Source organism: Nonomuraea roseoviolacea subsp. carminata, from assembly GCF_024172185.1.
In the GTDB taxonomy this organism is placed as follows: Bacteria; Actinomycetota; Actinomycetes; order Streptosporangiales; family Streptosporangiaceae; genus Nonomuraea; species Nonomuraea roseoviolacea.
Genome location: NZ_JAMZEC010000001.1, coordinates 8,652,685 through 8,668,801 on the forward strand (window position 1 = coordinate 8,652,685; position 16,117 = coordinate 8,668,801).

A 16,117-nucleotide genomic window follows, 5' to 3' on the forward strand; every position below is an offset into this window, starting at 1 on the left:
AGCCGCGCCACCCCCTCGGCCGCGCCGTCGCTACGCCCCCGCGCCGGCCTGCTCGCGGGCGGCGGCCATGCGCCGGACGGCCTCGCTCACCCGTTCCGGCGCGGTGGCGAAGTTGAGCCGGACGAACCCGCGCCCGTCCGCCCCGAACCTCGGCCCCGACGACAGGCCGATCCCGCCATGACGCAGGAACACCCGCGCCGGGTCGTCGCCCCAGCCGAGCGCGCGGCAGTCGAGCCAGGCGACGTAGCCGGCCTGCGGCGGGTGGTGGCCGACGCCGGGCAGATCCTCGGCGAGCCGGGCGGCCAGCAGGCGGCGGTTGCCGTCCAGGGCCGTGACGAGCTGCCCCAGCCAGGGGCCGCCGTGGGTGAAGGCGGCTTCGGAGGCCAGCACGCCGAACAGGCCGGCGCCCTCGCTGACCTCCTCGTGGATGGCCGCCACGTCGGCGCGGGCCTGCGCCCCGGGCACCGCGAGGGCGGCCTTGAGCCCGGCGATGTTCCATGCCTTGGAGGCCGAGACGAGGGCGACGGAGCGGGCCGCGGCGGGGCTGTCCAGGGACGGGAACGGGATGTGCCGGTGGCCGGGGTAGGTGAGGGGCGCGAGGATCTCGTCGGTGACGACCCGCACGTCGTGGCGGTCGGCAAGCGCGGCCACCTGTTCCAGCTCCTCGCGGGTGAGGACCAGGCCGGTGGGGTTGTGCGGGTTGCACAGCAGGTACGCCCGCGCGCCGGCGGCGAAGTCGCGTTCCAGCCGGTCCAGGTCGAGCCGGTGCCCGTCCGGCCCGGCGGCCAGCGGGCTCGGGACCACCTGGCGGCCGATCCGCTCGATCCAGTAGAAGAACGGCGGGTATCCGGGGGTGTTGACGACGACGCGGTCGCCGGGCTCGGAGATGATCCGCAGGATCTCCACGATGCCGGTCATGACGTCGGGGACCAGGCGGGCGGCGGTGGCGTCGGGGTGCCAGCCGTACTGCCGGGCGGCGAAGCCGGCGAACGCCTCCGGCAGCGTGCCGGCCATCGCGTAGCCGGTGTCGCCGCGGCCGACGGCGGCGATCAGCGCTTCGGCGACGGGCTCGGCGAGCGGGGTGTCCATCTCGGCGATGCGCATGGGCAGGACGTCCGGCGGGAACTCGCGCCACTTGACGCTGCGGCGTCGACGCAGCTCCTCGGTGGTGCGGGCGGTGAGGAGGTCGTGCGGGTCAGTGGTCATCGATACTCCTTTGATACTGGGGTGGGGTATGTTCCAATGGCCGGTACCATACCCTCTCCCCGTCCGCGAAGGGCCGCTACGTCGCCGTCTTCAGGAAGGCCGTGATCTCGCGCGCGACGACGTCGGGCCGCTCGAGACCGCACAGGTGTCCGAGGTCGCTCAGCAGGACCGCACGGCCGCCGGGGATGCGCCGCACGTCGTCGAGCTGCTTGGCCTGATCGACGACGACGTCCTTCCCGCCGATGATGTAGCAGGTCGGCACGCGCATCCCGGGCAGCTCGCCGGCCTGGCTCGTCAGGGCGCCGCCGGCCAGCCAGCCGTGCCACATCTGTTCGGTGACGGCCAGCATGCTGCTCGTCAGGCCCGACGTCCTCGACGGGTCCACGGAGATCGCCGCCACCGCGTGCGTGAGGGTCTCCACGTCGCCGTACGCGGCGTCGAAGCCGGCGATCACCTGGTCCCCGGCGCTCGTCCCCGCGGCGTTCCACGGGACGACGCCGACCAGAGCGCGCACCTCGTCGGGGTGGTCGAGCGCGATGCGCACCGCGATGGCGCCGCCGAGGGAATAGCCGACCAGGCAGTAGGCGCCGGCGCCCGTGTCGGTGATCACCTCGGTGATCGCGTCGTGCAGGGTCGCGGCCAGCGCGGGCAGCCTGCCGTCCGCCGGCGCGCGCACGGATCGGCCGTGTCCGGGCAGGTCGAGGACCAGGACGCGGAACCCGCTCAGGTGCCGCGCGATCGCGGTCATCAGATCGGTCGAGGCGCCGAATCCCGGCAGCATGACCAGGGTCAGCGGGCCCTGGCCGTTTTCCTCCCAGTAGATGCCTGAACTGGTGTGGGGCATGACGGCCTCCCTAGTGCGCCGTGGTGGTGGGGCCCGCGGTGAAGGCCAGGACAAGGGCGGCGGTCCGCGGCGGGTCCTCCATGATGGGCGAGTGCCCGACGCCGGGCAGCACCTCGACCTTCGCGCCGGGAACGGCGCGGTACTCGGCGGCGGAGGAGGATCGCCATCGCCGGTCGTCCTGCCCGAAGATCACCAGCAGGGGCTTGCCGAGGGGCGCCAGCCGGTCGGGCAGCGCGCGCTGGTTCACATAGTCGTCGCCGGTCTGCGTGGTGGCGACGAGGGCGTGGTAGGTCATGCCGCGCGCGTCGTCCACGACCGTCTGCGGGATCGCGAAGCCGGGGCGGCTGAACGCGCTGCTCGCGGCGTTGCGGATCAGGCTGTCGGTGCGAAGCCGCCACAGCAGTTGCCCGACGACAGGTGTGTACAGGAGCCCGCCGACGCCGCCGCCGCTGGAGACCGCGGCGGCCAGCCGGGGCGCGGTGTCGATGAGCACGAGCGAGGTCACCAGCTCGGGGCGTTGCTCGGCCAGCGCAGTGGCGACCGCGCCGCCGGTGGAATGGCCGATCACCGCGGCGTGCTCGATCCCGAGCCGGTCCATGACCGCACCGACCCGGCGCCCCTGCTCCGGCATCCCGTAGCCGTCGCCGGCCGGTTTGGCCGAGCGGCCGTGCCCGAGCAGGTCGATCCGGATGACGCGATGGGAGGGGGTCAGCAGCGGGACGAGCGCGTCCCACGCGCGGCTCGACGAGGCGAGCCCGTGGATCAGGACGAGTGGCGGGGCGCCAGCGGGGCCGTCCTGGCGCACGTAGATGTCGCCGCCGGAGAGGGGCAGGGTCGAGCTCGCGCCGGCCGGGGCGCTCTGCCGCGCCACCACCTGCGCGTTCACCACAAGCAGCCCGGCGACGAGCAGGAGGGCGGCCGAGGCGATCAGCAGGCGCCGCCGGCGCCGTGTCGCGCCGCTCACCTCGGCCTGCCGGCGCGGCGACCGCGGGTCGGTGTCGTGGGAGACGACGGGGCCGTCCGGCCCCGGGGAAAGAGTCATGGCGCTTACTGTCGCCGCCGGTGGCCGCCGGTTTCTTGGACGAATGTTCCAGCCGGCCCCCCACGATGCCGCCCCCGGGCTCAGCTCGTGAAGTAGTGCCCCGCGTCCAGGTCGGCGATGAAACCGGGCCGGCCGGGACGCCAGTCCAGCAGCTTGCGGGTCAGCACGGAGGAGGCCGGCACGTCCAGCGAGACGAAGGAGGCCAGCCAGCCGAAGTGCTCGCCCGCCTCCGCTGCGGTGATCGCGGTCACCGGCACGCCGAGCCGGCGCCCGATGACGCCGGCGACGTCGCGGAAGGGCACGCCCTCCTCGGCGACGGCGTGCAGCCTGGCGCCCGCGGGAGCCTCCTCCAGGGCCAGCCGGTACAGGCGGGCGGCGTCCAGCCGGTGCACGCTCGGCCAGCGCTGGCCGCCGTCGCCCACGTACGCCGAGACACCCTTGGCGCGGGCGATGGCGATCGCGACCGCGACGAACCCCGCGTCGCCCTCCCCGTGCACCAGCGGCAGCCGCACCACCGAGACCCGCACCCCGCGCTCCGCGAACGACAGCGCGACCTGCTCGGCGGCCCCCCGGGGCGAATGCGTCCCCGGCTCGTCGTCCTCGGTGTTGACGCGGCCGGGCGGGAGCAGGCCGGTGCCCGAGGTGACCAGGAAGGGCCGGTCGGAGCCCGCCAGCGCCTCGCCGAGCGCCGCGATGGCCCGCCGGTCGGTCCGGTTGGCCGCCTCGAAGTTCGCGAAGTCGTGCACGAAGGCCAGATGGATGACGCCGTCCGCGGCGGCGGCCCCGTCGCGCAGGACGGCGAGGTCGTCGAGCGAGCCGGGGCGGGGCTCGGCGCCCGCGGCCCTCAGCGCGGCGGCGGCCTGCTCCGTGCGGGCCAGGCCGGCCACCTGGTGCCCGGCCTCGACGAGTTCGCGGACGACGGCGGAGCCCACGAACCCCGTGGCGCCGGTGACGAAGACACGCATGATGATCTCCTTGTTGAGCGGTGTCCCCATCGTCGGAGCCGGCGCCGCGCGGCGTCCAAAGCCTGTTCCTCATCGGGCCATACGCTTCGGGCATCACCGCAGTAGGCTGCGGGGAATGCCCGACTCTCCCGACCTCGATCTGCGGCTGGTGCGCTACTTCACGGCCGTCGCCGAGCACCGGCACTTCGGCCGCGCCGCCGAGGCGCTGCACATCACCCAGCCGTCGCTGAGCCGGCAGATCCGCGGCCTGGAGCGGCGCCTGGGCGTCCGCCTGCTCGACCGCACCCCGCAGGGCACCCGGCTCACCGAGGCGGGCGAGGTCTTCCTGCCCCGCGCGAAGGCGCTGCTGCGCTCGGCCGCCCGGGCGGCGGCGCAGGCCCGCGCCGCCGCCCGGCCCAGCCGGATCACGATCGGCTACACCTACGGCCTCATCGTCACGCCGGCCGTGCGCGAGCTGCGCCGCCTGCACCCGGACGCCGAGGTGCGCACCTCGCACGTGGCCTGGAGCGAGCCGCGTCCCGCCCTGCTGGACCACCGGGTGGACGCGGTGGTGACGCGGCTGCCGCTGGTGACCGACGGGCTGGAGGTGACGATCCTGTACGAGGAGCCGCGCGTGCTGCTGCTCTCGCGCGAGCACCGCCTGGCGGGCAGGGCGTCGGTGACGCTGGAGGACATCGCCGACGAGCCGCTGCCCCGGCTGGCCGACCCGGACCCGGCCTGGGAGGCGTACTGGCGCATCGATCCCCGGCCGGGCGGCCGCCCTGCCCCCGACGGCCCCCTCATCGCCGACATCCAGGACAAGTTCGAGCTGATCGCGGCCGGGGAGGCGGTGGCCGTCGCGGCCGGCCCCGTCTTCGCCAACCTCCGCCCGGACCTCGTCTCGGTCCCCCTGGAGGGCGTCGAGCCGAGTCGCGTCGTGCTGGCGACCCGGGCCGGCGACCGCAACCGCCTGGTGCCGGCGTTCCGCGCGTGCGCCGGCGCGCTGCTCACCGGTCCAGGGGCGGCCCTGGGGGAGAGCGTGCCGTCCGGCGGGGTCGCCCACTCTCCGTAGACCAGCATCACGGCCATGGCTCACGCGTTATGTCTTCTACGATGGGCATCGCCGTGGTGTTATGCGTCGGGAGGCGTGATGGAGCTCAACTCGCTCAGGCAGTTCCTGGTGGTGGCGCGGCTGGAGCACCTCAGCGGCGCCGCCGAGGAGCTTCGCGTCGCCCAGCCGTCGCTGAGCCGCACCATCGCCCGCCTGGAGAGCGAGCTGGGCACGCCGCTGTTCGACCGGAGCGGCCGGCTGCGGCTGAACGAGGCGGGCAAGCTCTTTCGCGACTACGTCGAACGCTCCCTGGGCGAGCTGGACGCCGGGCGGCGCGCCCTGGCCGAGGCCGTCAGCGAGGGGGTGGGCACCGTGCGGCTGGCGTCGGAGACCTTCCTCACGCTGACCGGGCCGCTGGCGGCCTTCAAACGGGCGCACCCCACCATCGAGGTCGAGCTGCGGTGGATGGCGGCCGAGGACATGGGCCGTCACCTGCGGGCCCAGGACGTCGACCTGTGCGTCGCCTCCCAGCCGATCTCCGCCGAGGGCCTGGAGGCGGTCGAGCTGCTCGATGACGTGGTCGGCGTGGGCACGCCGCCGGAGCATCCGCTGGCGGGCCGCGCGTCGGTGAGCATCGAGGAGCTCGTGGACCAGCCCTTCGTCAGCGCCCGCAAGGGGCACTGGCAGCGGCGCCTGCTGGAGCGGCTGTTCGCCGCGCGCGGCCACACCCCGAGGATCGTGTGCGAGGTGGACGAGCCCAGCGCCATCGCGGCGCTGATCAGCGCGGGGCTCGGCATCGGCCTGGTGCCGGCCTTCGCCTGGACGAGCTCCATGCGGGTCCCGGGCGCCTGGGTCCCCGTCGACAGCCCCGACTGCCGGCGCGCGGTCACCCTGTACTGGGGCGCCGGCAGTCACCTGTCGACCGCCGCCCGGCTGATGCGCACCATGATCGCCGACTGGGACTGGGTCACCGGCGAGCCGCAGGACAAGCGCTGAGGTGCGGCGGTGGGTGGGGCCGTAGTGGGTGGGGGTCACGTGGTGGCGGGATCAGGGCTGGAGGTCGACGACGCCCTTGCCACTGGCGATGTCGAGCGGCACCGAGACCTGGTCGTGCGCGATCAGCCACGTGCCGTCGATCTTGCGGAGGCAGTACGTGACCCTGACCCACATGCCGCTCGTGGTCGTCCCGTTCGTCAGCGTGCCGCCGAGACGGGCGAAGGCGTGCCCGAACGCCAGGTCCTCGCCCACGGTGAGCGTCAGGTCGCGGACCTCGTACGTCACCCGCTCGAAGAAGGTGAACACGGGCGCCCAGTTCCTGAGCTTCGCCTCGACGCCCACGTGCTGGAGCGGCGGCTCGATGTCGAAGGACACGATGTCCGGCGCGTACAGCCGCCTCAGCGTGTCGAGGTCCTTGCCTTCGAGCCCTTCGACGATCCTGCCGATCAGCCGGCGGATCTCGGCTTCGTCGACCTCGCGCTGCGTGGGCATCGTCATCCCGGCCTTTCCCTCTGCGGTGGAACCTTGGTTGCTCATGTCTCCGACGTTATGGCTTTGAAGTTATTCCGTCTAAGATGAATATCGCTATACCGTTATAACGGAGCGGGCATGACCTCCGTCGGCGAGGAGTTATGCCCTGCGGGTTATCCGCTCATGGCAGAACCGGTCTTTGAAGACATAAGCTCCTTTCCCCTACGGTCGCAGTGGGCCCCCCACCACACCACCGCACCAGGAAGGCCGCACCATGAGCGCTGCGGATCTGGCCCGGCTCCAGTTCGCGGCCACCACCGGCATCCACTGGCTGTTCGTGATCCTCACCATGGGCCTCGTCCCCATCGTGGCGATCATGCACACCACGGCCGCGTACACCCGAGACCCCGCCCGAGCGGCCACCCGTGAGCGCATGACGCGCTTCTGGGGCCGGCTCTACCTCATCAACTACGCCGTCGGCATCGCCACCGGCATCGTCATGGAGTTCCAGTTCGGGCTCAGCTGGAGCGGGCTGAGCGCGTTCGCCGGCAACGTCTTCGGCGCCCCGCTGGCCCTGGAGACGCTCATCGCGTTCTTCGCCGAATCCACCTTCCTCGGCATGTGGATCTTCGGGTGGGGGCGGCTGCCGCGCGGCGTGCACGTCACACTGATCTGGCTGGTGGCCCTGACCGCCTACGCCTCCGGCTACTGGATCCTCGTCGCCAACGGCTTCCTGCAACACCCGGTCGGCTACCAGGTACGCGACGGGGCCGCCCACCTCACCGACTTCGCCGCGCTGCTGACCAACCCCAGCGCGCTGATCGCGCTGGCCCACGTCACCCTCGCCGCGCTGACCACCGGCGGGGTGTTCGTCGCCGGCGTCAGCGCCTACCACTTCGCCCGCGGCACCACCGAGACCGGCCTGTTCCGCGGCTCGCTCCGCCTGGGGACATGGGTGGCCATGGTGGCCTCCTTCTTCGTCATCATCGTCGGCGACCTGCAGATCCCCCTGCTGCGCCGCACCCAGCCGATGAAGATCGCCGTCATGGACGACAGCGGCGTCGCCCAGGTGCAGGCCCAGCTCGTCCAGCAGTACGGGCCGGGCGACTACACGCTGCCGGGCGCGGCATGGCTGCGGATCTCGATGGACGCCATGACGATCATCGGCAACACCGTCTCCACCATCACCTTCATCGCCGTCATCCTGCTGTGGAAGGACTGGCTGGTGCGCCGGCGCCCCCTGGCGTGGCTGATGACCGCGATGATCCCCTTCCCGTTCGTCGCCTCGGTGGGCGGCTGGGTCTTCCGCGAGGTGGGCCGCCAGCCGTGGCTCGTCTACGGCGAGCTGAAGGTCGCCGACGCCCTGTCGCCCGTCGGCACGACCGCCCTGGCCGTCTCGTGCGCGACCTTCATCGCCGTGTTCGTGGCGCTGGCGCTCACGAACTGGACGCTGCTCATCCGCCTGGCCCGGCGCGGCCCGGACGCCACCCAGCTCGGCGCGCCCGGGCCCGCCACCGAGGACCGGCCCGTCCTGGCCTTCTGACCTCACGACCTTGTGACCTTGTGACCTTCCGAGAGCGAGACGACCATGCAGACGTTCTGGCTGGCCCTGCTCGGGCTGCTGCTGTCCGGGTACTTCGCGCTGGGCGGCTACGACCTCGGCGTGCAGATGCTGCACCCGTTCCTGAAGGACCGCGACGCGACGCTGGCCGCGATGGCGCCGTTCTTCCTGGGCAACGAGGTGTGGCTGGTGGCCTTCGCCGGCGTGCTGTTCGGCGCCTTCCCGCACCTGGAGGGCAGCCTGCTGCCCGGGCTGTACCCGCTGGTGGCGGCGATCGTGACCGGGCTGGTGGCGGGCGGCACCGCGGTGCAGCTGCGCCGCCGTACCCGCCGCGGCCGCCGGTGGTGGCAGGCGCTCATCGTGGCGGGCGGCGCGCTGCCGGCCGTGTGCTGGGGGCTGGTGGTCGGAGTGCTGCTGCAGGGGGTGCCGCGCCGCGCCGACGGCGGCTTCCATCTCGGGGCCGCCCAGGTGCTCACGCCGTTCGTGCTGGCCTGCGGGGCGGGCATCGCGCTGCTGTTCGCCGCGCACGGGGCGGCCTTCCTGGCGCTGCGCTCGGCCCCCGATCTGGCCGCCAGGGCCCGCCGGACGGGCGCCGCCCTGGTGGGCGCCGCGGGCGCCGCCGCCGTGCCGGCGCTGGTGGCGACGCTGCTGGGCGCGGGCGCCTCGATGACCAACCCGCGCGTCGCGGCGCTGCTGACGGGGCTGCTGGCGACGGCGCTGGCGGCCGCCCGGTGGGCGCTGACGCGCGGGCACCGCGTCCGCGCCTTCGCCGCCACCTGCGCGGCGACGCTCGCGCCGGTGCTGCTGGTGGGGGCGGGGCAGTACCCGTACGTGCTGGCCACCGGCGCCGGCGCGGGCCTGAGCGTGGCCGAGGCGGCGGCCGACGGCGCCACGCTGCGGATCCTGACCGTGTTCGGGGTGGTGCTGGTCCCGGTGATCCTCGCCTACCAGGCATGGAGCTGGTGGGCCTTGCGCGTCCGCACCGCCGGCGGCTTCTTCTGAACGACACCCTCACGACGTGGCCGGCCCCGGCCGGGCCCCCGCGCGGGCGGCGAGGTCGTGGCCGGGGCCGGCGCGCTCTTCCAGGTGGCCGCCGCGCGGCAGGGTGAGGGCCATGATGGCGCAGGGGGTGTCCAGCTGGATGCGGTGCCAGCGGCCGCGCGGGACGACGGCCGCGGTCCCGGCCGTCAGCGTGATCTCCTCCTCACGCCGGCCCGGCCGCTGCGGCCGCAGGTACAGGCGCATCTTGCCGATGAGGCAGGACACCACCTTCTCGGCCTCGGGGTGGACCTCCCAGCGGCCGGCGTGGACGTCGGCGTCGGTCCTGGCGTAGAAGGTCGCCAGCCGCCAGCCGCCGTCGGCGGGGTCGCCCGCCTGTCCGCCGGTGCGGATCGTGCCGTCCTGGTCGAGGTGGATGAACGAGGCGAACAGATCGATCGGGGTGACCGTCATGCCGGGACGACCTTTCCTGTGGCGATCTTCCATGGGGAGGGGGCCGGGACCGGTCAGTCCCGGGCCAGGAGCGCGTCGCGTTCGCCGCCGTGCCGGGCCGGTGCGGGCCAAGCGCTGTGGGGCAGGACGACGAGGGCGATGAGGACGGCGGCGGCCAGGAGCGCGGCGCCGAGCGTCAGGCCGAGCGCGTACCCGTCGGTGAGGGCCCGGGGGTGAGGGCGGCGCCGGTGCGCTCGTGCGCGGCGGTGCCGAGGGCGGCCAGCCCGAGCGAGGCGCCGATCTGACGTGAGCTGTTAAGCAGGCTCGACGCGGCGAGGGTGGCTCCCGGCCGGGCGCCGGGCACGAGGGCTGGGGCTGTCATGACGGCCATCGTCGTGCGGCCGCGGCCCTGTGGGCGTCCTGCGAGCGGAGTCATCTGCCACTACCGCCGCGGGATCAGCGCCCCATCCGGCTACGACGCCGGGAGTACCCCACAAAATTATGCTTGACACAGACTTATGTTTGTCATAATTTTGGACTCGTCGCAAGACGAACAACCACCGACAGAAAGGAGCCCGCATGAACCTGCGCATCACGCCACCGGCGGCGACCCGCGAGAACCAGCGACCCCAGGCAGGCAAACAGCCGCGCCACCACCCCCGCCCCGTCCTGCCCAGATCGCCGCGCGGCACGAAGGGCCGCTGAGCAGAGCCGCTCCCGCACCCGCCCGCCGCCCGGCGGGTCCCGGGGGTGTCCGGGCCACGGCACAATTGCTGTCGTGAAAGTCGCCTTGCTCGGACCGTTCGAGGTCAGGAACCACGATGGGGCTCTGGTGGAGGTTCCCGGGGCCCGGCTACGCGCCCTGCTGGCCGCCCTCGCCCTCGAACCAGGCCGCGTCGTCACCCGCGGCCGGCTGGTCGACTGGATCTGGGGCGAACAGCCGCCCGCCGACGAGGCGAACGCCCTGCAAGCACTGGTGTCCAGGCTGCGGAGGGCCCTGCCCGACGGGGTGATCGAGGCCGACTCCGGCGGCTACCGGCTCGCCGCGGCCCCCGACGCCGTGGACGTGCACCGCTTCGAGCAGCTCGTCGGCCAGGCCCGCGCCGCCGAGCCCGCCGAGCGCGCCGACCTGCTGCGCTCGGCGCTGGCCCTGTGGCGCGGCCCGGCCATGGCCGACATCGCCCTGCAGGGCAGCGACGCCTTCGACGCCGCCGTCACCCGGCTGGACGACCTCCACCTCGCCGCGCTCGGCGACCGGGTGGACGCCGACATCCGCCTCGGCCGCGGCTCGGAGCTGATCTCCGAGCTGACCGAGCTGGTCGCCACCCACCCCCTGCGCGAGGGCTTCGTGGCCGCGCTGATGCGGGCGCTGGCCGAGGCCGGCCGCGGCAACGAGGCGCTGACCCTCTACCAGCGCACCCGCGAAAGGCTCGCCGACGAGCTGGGCGCCGACCCGTCGGCCGAACTGTCCGCGCTGCACACCGCGCTGCTGCGGGGCGAGCTGGGCGAACGCGCCGACACCCGCAGGACCAACCTGCGCGCCGCCCTGACGAGCTTCGTCGGCAAGGACGACGACATCGCCGCGGTCGCCGTCCTGGCCGTCGGGCACCGGCTGGTCACCCTGACCGGGCCGGGCGGCTCCGGCAAGACGCGGCTGGCCACCGAGACCGCCCGCACCATGCTCACCGAGCTACCCGACGGGGCGTGGCTGGTCGAGCTGGCCTCGGTACGGGCGGGCGGTGAGCTGGCACAGGCCGCCCTGACCGCCATCGGCCTGCGCGACCAGGCCCTGCTCGGCGGCGCCCGGGGCGGAGAGCCGATGGAGCGGCTCATCACCGCGCTGCGCGACCGCACGATGCTGCTGGTCCTGGACAACTGCGAGCACGTGATCGAGGAGGCCGCGGCCTTCGCCGACCGGCTGCTGGGGGAGTGCCGCACCCTGCGCATCCTGGCCACGAGCCGCGAACCGCTCGGCATCATCGGCGAAGTCCTGTGGGCGGTCGAGCCCCTCGCGCTGCCCGCCGCGGGAGCCGCCCCCGCCGAGGCCGGCTCCTCAGCCGCGGTGCGGCTGCTGCGCGACCGCGCGGAGCTGGTGCGCAAGGACATCGGCGCCGACCCCGACACCCTGGCGGCCATGACGCGCATCTGCCGGGCGCTCGACGGCATCCCGCTGGCGATCGAACTGGCCGCGGCCCGGCTGCGCACCATGTCCGTCGACCAGCTCGCCCGCCGGCTCGACGACCGCTTCCGCCTGCTGACCAGCGGCAGCCGCACGGCGCTGGCCCACCACAAGACGCTGCGCGCGGTCGTCGACTGGAGCTGGGACCTGCTCAGCGAGGCCGAACGCGGCGTGCTGCGCCGGCTGTCGGTCTTCTCCGGCGGGGCGAGCCTGGAGGCGGCCGAACGGGTGTGCGGCGACGAGACGGCGGGGGAGCAGGTCTTCGACGTGCTCACCGCGCTGGCCGAGAAGTCGCTGCTGATCGCCGACGGCCAGGGCGCGCCGCGCTACCGCATGCTCAACACCATCAGGGAGTACGCGGCGCACCGGCTCGCCGAGGCCGGGGAGAGCGAGACGACGCGCCGGGCGCACCTGGCCTACTTCACCGAGCTGGCCGAGCAGGCCGAGCCGCACCTGCGCCGGGCCGAGCAGCTGAGCTGGCTGGCCACGCTCGAGGCCGAGCACGACAACATCACCGCCGCCCTGCGCGGGGCGATCGCCGAGGCACAGGCCCCGGAGGCGATGCGGCTGGTCGCGGCCGCCGGCTGGTTCTGGTACCTCGGCGGCCACCGCGCCGAGGGCGCCGAGCTGAGCATCGCTGCGGCCTCACTGCCCGGCGAGGTCCCCGACGACGTGCGGGCGATGGCGTACCTCGTGGTGACGATCTTCCTGACCTCCGGGATCGGCGGCGACCAGTACCAGGCACGCGAGTGGATCGAGCAGGCCCACCGGCTCGCCCGCACCAGCGAGTCGCGCCACCCGCTGCTCGGCTTCGTCGAGCTGCTGGCGCGGACACTGCAGGGCCCGATGGACTACCTGCCCGTCTTCGAGCCGCTCATCGCCGACGCCGACCCGTGGGTACGCGCGCAGGCCAGGCTCACCCGCGGCCGCTTCCGGCTCACCCTCGGCGGCGACGAGACCGACGTGGACCTCGACGCCGAGACCGCCCTGGCCGAGTTCCGCGCGCTCGGCGACCGGATGGGCATCTTCTACGCGCTGACCTTCCTGGCCGACCGGCTGGCCATGCGCGGCGAGTTCGCCCGCGCGTGCGAGCACTACGAACAGGCGGCCGTGGCGGTGACCGAGGTGGGCGCGAGCGAGGACGTCGTCGGCGTCCGGGCCCGGCTGGCCCAGCTGTACTGGCTGGCCGGCGACGAGCCGGCCAGCGCCCGCGCCATGGCCGAGGCGCAGCGCAGCGCGGGCGGGATCGTCTGGCCGGACTCGCTCGCCGAGCTGGCGCTGGCCAAGGCCGCGCTGGCGCGCTGGCGCGGCGAACCGGAGCAGGCGCTCGAACACCTGGCCACGGCCCGGGCGGTGCTCGGCGACGGGCAACGAGCCGGCACCGTGCACACCGAGACCATCACCCTGTACGGCTACCTCACCGACGACCTGGAGGAGTCGCGCGCCTACCGGGCCGAGGCGTTCCGCGCGGCCGTCGACCAGGCCTTTCCACCGGCGATCGCCGGCGCGCTGGTCGGCATCGCGGATCTGGCGCTGCGCCAGGGACACTACGAGCAGGCCGTACGCCTGCTCGCGGCCGGCGACGGCGTGCGCGGCACCCCCGACCGTTCGCAGCCGGACGTCGCCAGGATCGCCGCCCAGGCACGCCGGCACCTCGGCGACACCGCGTTCGCCGAGGCGACCAGCGACGGGCAGCGGCGCGACTGGCGCGAGCTGGCCGAGACCACCCTCGCCTCCTGAACGACCCGCGCGCCCCCGCCTGGCCGATCACCGACTGCCGGCGCCGGGGGCGGCAGCGCGGTCAGCACGTCGACCGTCATGGTCCTGCCGGCGCCGTGGCCCCGGCCCGCCCCGCTCCGGCCCGGCCCGCGACGGGTCAGCCGGCGGGCGTCTCCTGCCCGGCCCAGGCCACCAGCAGCCGCAGCGCCGTGTCCGACGGCGACCCCTCCTCGGCGGTGTGCATCACCAGCGCCAGCCCGGGGTCGTCCGGCAGGCGCAGGGCCTCGTAGGCCAGGTCCAGCTCGCCCACCACAGGATGACGGTACACATACCGTCCGTGCCGCTTGTCCTTCACCTCGTGCTCGGCCCACAACGCCCGGAACTGCGCGCTGGCCGCCGACAGCTCCTCCACCAGCTCCGCCGTGGACGGGTCGGCCGGCCGGCGACCGGAGTCCAGCCGCAGGAAACCGACGATGTCCCGGGCCCGCTGCGGCCAGTCGGCGTACAGGCGGCGGACGCCCTCGTCCAGGAAGGTCAGCCGCGCCATGTTGCGCTCCCGCGCGGGCAGCGCGCCGAAGTCGGTGATCAGCGCCGCGGCCGGCCGGTTCCACGCCAGCACCGTGGTGTTGCGGTCGACCAGATAGGCCGGCACGTCATGGATCGAGGCCACCAGCCGCGCGATCCCCGCCCGCAACGGCGCACGCCCGGCCGGCTCCGCCTCTCCCACCGGGGCGGGCCGGGCCAGACGGTGCAGATGCGCGCGTTCGGCCTCGTCCAGCCGCAAAGCCCGCGCCACCGCGTCCAGCACCTCGGCCGAGAAGTGCAGGCTGCGCCCCTGCTCCAGCCGGATGTAGTGGTCGACACTCACCCCGGCCAGCTGCGCCAGCTCCTCGCGCCGCAGCCCCGGCACGCGCCGCCGCTGCCCGTACGCCGACAGGCCGAACTCCTCCGGACGCAGCCGGGCCCGCCGAGAACGCAGGAACTCGCCCAGCTCGGCACGTCGATCCACCACCATGCCCCCAGTATCGCGCCCGCCCGCCGCACGTGCCTGGTCACGGCGTGCCCAGGCAGCGCCTGGCCCTGGCCCGCCCGCGACCGGCCGCCCCACAGTGGACGGCGCCGGAACGCTTCCGGCACCGCCCCGGGGCCAACGCCGCCCCGAGGCGCGCATCGAAGGAGCACACGTGACCACCACGTCATCCCCCCTGCCCACCCGGCGGCTCGGCCGCACCGACATGACCATCACCCGCGTCGGGTTCGGGTCGTGGGCGGTGTCGGGCTCGGGCTGGCGCTTCGGCTGGGGCGCCACCGACGACGCCGAGTCGATCTCCGCGATCCACCACGCGCTGGAGGCGGGAGTCAACTGGATCGACACCGCCGCCGTGTACGGCCTGGGCCACTCCGAGGAACTGGTCGGCAAGGCCGTGGCCGCCCTGCCGCAGGCCGAGCGCCCCTACCTGTTCACCAAGGCCGGCCTGGTCTGGGACCCCGACAACCCGTCCGCCGCCCCCCGGCGGATCATGAAGCCGGCCAGCGTCCGCCGCGAGCTCGAGGACTCGCTGCGCCGGCTGGGCGTCGACCACATCGACCTGTACCAGGTGCACTACCCCGACACCGGCGAGTCGCTGGAGTACGCCGGCGGCGGATTCGGGGCGACCTCGCCCAACGCCACGCCGCTGGAGGAGTACTGGCAGGTCATGGCCGAGCTGAAGGCCGAAGGCAAGGTCCGGGCGATCGGCCTGTCCAACCACACCCCCGACCTGCTCGAAGCGGCCGAACGGATCGCCCACGTCGATGTGATCCAGCCGCCGTTCTCGGCGATCAACCGCTCGTCGGCCGCCGAGATCGCCTGGGCCCACGCCCACGACACCGGCGTCATCGTCTACTCGCCGCTGCAGTCCGGGCTGCTGACCGGCGCCTTCTCCGCCGAACGCGTCGCGGCCCTGCCCGCCGACGACTGGCGCCGAGCCCACCACGACTTCACCACCGGCCTGCCCGCCAACCTCGCCCTCGCCGAGGCGCTGCGCCCCGTCGCCGCACGCCACGGCGTGAGCGTGGCCGAGGTGGCCATCGCCTGGGTGCTGGCCTGGCCCGGCATCACCGGCGCCATCGTGGGCGCGCGCAGGGCCGACCAGGTCGACGGCTGGATCGGCGCCGCCTCGGTGGAGCTGACCGGCGCCGACCTCGACGAGATCGCCGCCGCGATCACCGGCTCCGGCGCCGGCGACGGCCCCGCCCGCCCCTGACCCCGAAGGGAGAGCACGCCATGTCCGTCTGGGTCATCGCCGAATGCCAGGCCGCGCCCGGCCGGCACGACCGACTGCGCACGGCCCTGGAAGCCATGATCGAACCCTCGCTGGAGGAGCCGGGCTGCCTGGCCTACCAGCCCTACGTCGACCCCAACGACGGCGCCCACATGCTGCTGGTGGGGCAGTGGACGGGCCCGGACGCGCTGGCCGAGCACCTGGCCGGCGCGTACTTCCGGCACGCCGACCAGGTGATGCGGCACGTCCTGGCCCGGCCGGCCAGCGTCCGCCGGCTGGTCGCGGCGCCCTTCCTGGACACCGGCCTGCCCTTTGCGGGCCGCCCCTCCACCTGAGGGGCTACCTACCCCTTTGCGGGCCGCCCCTCCATGCGAGGGGCCGCCCACCCTGCGAAGCCGTCCCCCCGCCC

16 protein-coding genes are annotated in these 16,117 nt (G+C 74.2%); 8 read left to right on the forward strand and 8 right to left on the reverse strand.

The window, feature by feature from the left end:
* Positions 1-30 precede the first annotated feature (30 nt).
* From HD595_RS40205 to HD595_RS40220, 4 genes are all read right to left on the reverse strand, one after another.
* Positions 31-1,206, reverse strand: coding sequence for a MalY/PatB family protein (locus HD595_RS40205; RefSeq protein ID WP_253778707.1), 1,176 nt, complete (start codon positions 1,204-1,206; stop codon positions 31-33).
* Between the two features lie 76 nt (positions 1,207-1,282).
* A complete protein-coding gene (locus tag HD595_RS40210; protein WP_253778709.1) occupies positions 1,283-2,050 on the reverse strand; it encodes an alpha/beta fold hydrolase in 768 nt (255 codons plus the stop codon).
* Positions 2,051-2,060: 10 nt separating this feature from the next.
* Entirely contained in the window at positions 2,061-3,092 is a 1,032-nt protein-coding gene (locus HD595_RS40215; RefSeq protein WP_253778711.1) for an alpha/beta fold hydrolase, read from the reverse strand.
* A gap of 80 nt (positions 3,093-3,172) precedes the next feature.
* Positions 3,173-4,057, reverse strand: coding sequence for an SDR family oxidoreductase (locus HD595_RS40220; protein ID WP_253778713.1), 885 nt, complete (start codon positions 4,055-4,057; stop codon positions 3,173-3,175).
* Positions 4,058-4,172: 115 nt separating this feature from the next.
* Between HD595_RS40220 and HD595_RS40225 the strand changes: the two genes are divergently transcribed.
* The gene (locus HD595_RS40225; protein WP_253778715.1) at positions 4,173-5,108 is read left to right on the forward strand and encodes a LysR family transcriptional regulator; all 936 of its coding nucleotides are present in this window, start codon (positions 4,173-4,175) and stop codon (positions 5,106-5,108) included.
* 78 nt (positions 5,109-5,186) lie between these two features.
* Positions 5,187-6,083 carry a LysR family transcriptional regulator gene (locus tag HD595_RS40230; protein ID WP_253778718.1) on the forward strand — a complete coding sequence of 299 codons (897 nt, stop codon included), beginning with the start codon at positions 5,187-5,189 and terminating at the stop codon, positions 6,081-6,083.
* A gap of 51 nt (positions 6,084-6,134) precedes the next feature.
* Here HD595_RS40230 and HD595_RS40235 read toward each other — a convergent pair whose 3' ends face one another.
* On the reverse strand, positions 6,135-6,620 hold the full coding sequence (locus HD595_RS40235; RefSeq protein WP_253778721.1) for a YybH family protein: 486 nt from the start codon (positions 6,618-6,620) through the stop codon (positions 6,135-6,137).
* 208 nt (positions 6,621-6,828) lie between these two features.
* Between HD595_RS40235 and HD595_RS40240 the strand changes: the two genes are divergently transcribed.
* Both HD595_RS40240 and HD595_RS40245 read left to right on the forward strand, forming a co-directional pair.
* Entirely contained in the window at positions 6,829-8,097 is a 1,269-nt protein-coding gene (locus HD595_RS40240) for a cytochrome ubiquinol oxidase subunit I (protein ID WP_253778723.1), read from the forward strand.
* Between the two features lie 45 nt (positions 8,098-8,142).
* Positions 8,143-9,117, forward strand: a complete 975-nt coding sequence (locus HD595_RS40245; protein WP_253778725.1) for a cytochrome d ubiquinol oxidase subunit II — start codon at positions 8,143-8,145, stop codon at positions 9,115-9,117.
* A gap of 9 nt (positions 9,118-9,126) precedes the next feature.
* Here the strand turns inward: HD595_RS40245 and HD595_RS40250 are convergent, their stop codons facing one another.
* Positions 9,127-9,567, reverse strand: a complete 441-nt coding sequence (locus HD595_RS40250) for a cupin domain-containing protein (protein WP_253778727.1) — start codon at positions 9,565-9,567, stop codon at positions 9,127-9,129.
* A gap of 175 nt (positions 9,568-9,742) precedes the next feature.
* A complete protein-coding gene (locus HD595_RS40255; RefSeq protein ID WP_253778729.1) occupies positions 9,743-9,928 on the reverse strand; it encodes a hypothetical protein in 186 nt (61 codons plus the stop codon).
* Positions 9,929-10,125: 197 nt separating this feature from the next.
* Between HD595_RS40255 and HD595_RS46420 the strand changes: the two genes are divergently transcribed.
* Both HD595_RS46420 and HD595_RS40260 read left to right on the forward strand, forming a co-directional pair.
* Entirely contained in the window at positions 10,126-10,251 is a 126-nt protein-coding gene (locus HD595_RS46420) for a hypothetical protein (RefSeq protein WP_301309725.1), read from the forward strand.
* A gap of 73 nt (positions 10,252-10,324) precedes the next feature.
* Complete coding sequence (locus HD595_RS40260; protein WP_253778731.1) at positions 10,325-13,465, forward strand: AfsR/SARP family transcriptional regulator; 3,141 nt, start codon at positions 10,325-10,327, stop codon at positions 13,463-13,465.
* A 136-nt stretch (positions 13,466-13,601) separates the two neighbouring features.
* On the opposite strand, the gene HD595_RS40265 is transcribed toward HD595_RS40260, so the two are convergent.
* The gene (locus HD595_RS40265) at positions 13,602-14,459 is read right to left on the reverse strand and encodes a helix-turn-helix transcriptional regulator (protein WP_253778733.1); all 858 of its coding nucleotides are present in this window, start codon (positions 14,457-14,459) and stop codon (positions 13,602-13,604) included.
* A 169-nt stretch (positions 14,460-14,628) separates the two neighbouring features.
* Between HD595_RS40265 and HD595_RS40270 the strand changes: the two genes are divergently transcribed.
* Together HD595_RS40270 and HD595_RS40275 are read left to right on the forward strand one after the other, a co-directional pair.
* On the forward strand, positions 14,629-15,690 hold the full coding sequence (locus tag HD595_RS40270; protein ID WP_253778735.1) for an aldo/keto reductase: 1,062 nt from the start codon (positions 14,629-14,631) through the stop codon (positions 15,688-15,690).
* A gap of 20 nt (positions 15,691-15,710) precedes the next feature.
* Positions 15,711-16,043 (forward strand): putative quinol monooxygenase, encoded by a 333-nt coding sequence (locus tag HD595_RS40275; protein ID WP_253778736.1) that lies wholly within the window; start codon positions 15,711-15,713, stop codon positions 16,041-16,043.
* The last annotated feature ends 74 nt before the right edge of the window (positions 16,044-16,117 follow it).